Annotated in this window: 3 protein-coding genes; 2 read left to right on the top strand and 1 reads right to left on the bottom strand. The window is 72.7% G+C overall.

Annotation, left to right across the window (positions count from 1 at the left end; all coding sequences use genetic code 11):
- Positions 1-78: 78 nt before the first annotated feature.
- Positions 79-615 (bottom strand): HNH endonuclease, encoded by a 537-nt coding sequence (locus E2E34_RS33245; RefSeq protein ID WP_028814500.1) that lies wholly within the window; start codon positions 613-615, stop codon positions 79-81.
- Positions 616-855: 240 nt separating this feature from the next.
- On the opposite strand from E2E34_RS33245, the gene E2E34_RS33240 reads away from it, so the two are divergent.
- The gene (locus E2E34_RS33240) at positions 856-1,923 is read left to right on the top strand and encodes a mechanosensitive ion channel family protein (protein WP_138905552.1); all 1,068 of its coding nucleotides are present in this window, start codon (positions 856-858) and stop codon (positions 1,921-1,923) included.
- Positions 1,924-2,149: 226 nt separating this feature from the next.
- A partial coding sequence (locus E2E34_RS33235) for a winged helix-turn-helix domain-containing protein (RefSeq protein WP_138905551.1) occupies positions 2,150-2,629 on the top strand: 480 nt, incomplete at its 3' end.

Genomic DNA, 2,629 nt, shown 5'->3' with positions numbered 1-2,629 from the left:
CCGCCCCCGCCGCGTACCGCGACCTCCCGGGCAAGGCGTCCCCCGCCGCCGCCCGGGAGGCGGCGAAAGGACCGGACCTCAGGCCGAGATGCCGTCGATCCGGGCCAGCGCGTCGTCCGCGCCGAACGGTTGCAGGTACGGCAGCCAGCGCGGGTCCCGGTGCCCGGTGCCGATGATCCGCCAGGCCAGCCCGGACGGTGGCGCCGGCTGGTGGCGCAGGCGCCAGCCGAGTTCCATGAGGTGCCGGTCGGCCTTGACGTGGTTGCAGCGGCGGCACGCGGCCACCACGTTCTCCCAGGCGTGCTGTCCGCCCCGGCTGCGCGGCACCACGTGGTCGACGCTGGTTGCGACGCCACCGCAGTACATGCAGCGCCCGCCGTCCCTGGCGAAGAGCGCACGGCGGGTGAGTGGAACGGGCCCCCGGTAGGGGACCCGCACGAACCGTTTCAGCCGCACGACGCTGGGTGCGGGGACAGCGCGGGTCGCGCTGTGCATGAAGGCGCCGGATTCCTCGAGGCAGAGAGCCTTGTTCTCCAGAACGAGGACGAGCGCGCGGCGGAGCGGTACGACGCCGAGCGGCTCGTACGACGCGTTGAGGACCAGGACATGCGGCACGGATGCCTCCTATAACGCCGGCGGCGCGTGGCTCGCGCCGGGACGATCTGCTCTCAGTCTCCCCTCATGCCTGGTCGAAACGCCACCACGTCCGGGTAACGGGCTCGAAGTGTTTTCGACCACACCGCCTTCATGCCCTGGTGAGTCTTGTCTCTCCCTCGAACAGCGCGCCGGACCACGCGGGATGCCCCGTTAGTGTGGTTGGTCTGTTGTCGTCCCGCCCCGCCTGGAGGTCCCGCCGTGCTCTGGTCCGTCCTGTCGGCCGCCGATCCGTCGCCCGCGCCCGTCACTCTGGACGACGCGGCGCAGCAGGCGAACAACGCCGCGAGCTGGGTCGAGCAGAACTGGTCCACCTGGCTGAGCGTCGGTCTGCGGATCCTCCTGATCGTCGTGATAGCCGCCGTGCTGCGTACGGTCGTCCGCCGCTCCCTCACCAGGCTGATAGCCCGGATGAACCGCAGCGCCCAGGCGGTCGAGGGCACGGCGCTCGGCGGTCTCCTGGTGAACGCCGAGCGGCGCCGCCAGCGCTCGGAGGCGATCGGGTCGGTCCTGCGGTCCGTCGCGTCGTTCCTGATCCTCGGCACCGCCGCCCTGATGGTGCTGGGCGCGCTCAACATCAACCTGGCGCCGCTCCTCGCCTCGGCGGGCGTGGCGGGCGTCGCGCTCGGTTTCGGCGCGCGCAACCTGGTCACCGACTTCCTCTCCGGCGTCTTCATGATCCTTGAGGACCAGTACGGCGTCGGGGACAGCATCGACGCGGGGGTGGCGTCCGGCGAGGTCATCGAGGTCGGCCTGCGCGTGACGAAGCTGCGCGGCGACGGCGGCGAGATCTGGTACGTCCGCAACGGCGAGATCAAGCGGATCGGCAACCTCAGTCAGGGCTGGGCCACGGCCGCGGTCGACGTACAGGTGCGTCCGACGGAGGACCTGGACCGGGTGCGCGAGGTCATCGTCGAGACCGCCGCCGAGCTCGCCAAGGACGAGCCGTGGAACGAGCTGCTGTGGGGCCCGGTCGAGGTGCTCGGCCTGGACTCGGTGCTGCTCGACTCGATGGTGGTGCGGGTCTCCGCGAAGACGATGCCGGGCAAGGCGCTCGGGGTCGAGCGGGAGCTGCGCTGGCGCATCAAGCAGGCGTTCGACCGGGCCGGCATCCGGATCGTCGGCGGCCCGGCGGCGCTCGGGGACGAGGCCGCGCCGGGTGACGCGACGGCGGGCATGGCGGCGCCGTCCGCCCTGGCCAGCCCGACGTCTCCGCAGTCCCTCGCGGCGTCGCCGATACCGTCGCCCGCCACGAACCTCAACAAGTAGCCCGTACGGGCGCCCCCGCCCCGCGCCCGTCCCCGCGCCCCCGCAGGTAACGCTTTGGTTGCCGCGGGGGCGCCGCTCGTGGCGGCTCTTGACGGCGGCCTGCAAGGGTCCTACGTTCGACGCACCGAACAGGAAACTTTCCTAACAGTGTCCTCGCCGGGTTTCCCGCCGGTCCCGGCGGGACATACGCGCGGCCGAGTGGCAGCCGAAGGGTGGGTGCGTGGGCATGGCCGGACCGCCGAGCACGCCGGGTACGGGCACATCGGGCACGCCGGGCACACCCAGCGTGCTGCGCGCGATGAACGACCGCGCCGCCCTCGACCTCCTCCTGGAACACGGCCCCCTCTCCCGCACGAGGATCGGCAAGCTCACCGGCCTCTCCAAGCCCACCGCGTCCCAGTTGCTCGTGCGCCTGGAGACCGCCGGCCTCGTCGTCGCCACCGGTACGACCGAGGGCCGCCCGGGACCGAACGCCCAGCTGTACGCGGTCAACCCGAGGGCGGCCCACGTCGCCGGCCTCGACGTGACGCCGCACCGCATCCGCGCCGCCGTGGCCGACATCACCGGCGAGAGCGCGGGCGAGTTCGAGCTGCCGCCCCCCGGCCGCCGGGCCGACTCCGTCGTGCACCAGGTGACCGAGGCGCTCGACGGCGCGGTGAAGGCCGCCGGGCTCGTACGGTCCGACGTGCGCAGGGTCGTCATCGGC

Origin of the sequence: Streptomyces albidochromogenes, assembly GCF_005981925.1 — a bacterium.
Taxonomy (GTDB): domain Bacteria; phylum Actinomycetota; class Actinomycetes; order Streptomycetales; family Streptomycetaceae; genus Streptomyces; species Streptomyces albidochromogenes.
This window is presented reverse-complemented; position numbering and strand designations above follow the sequence as displayed.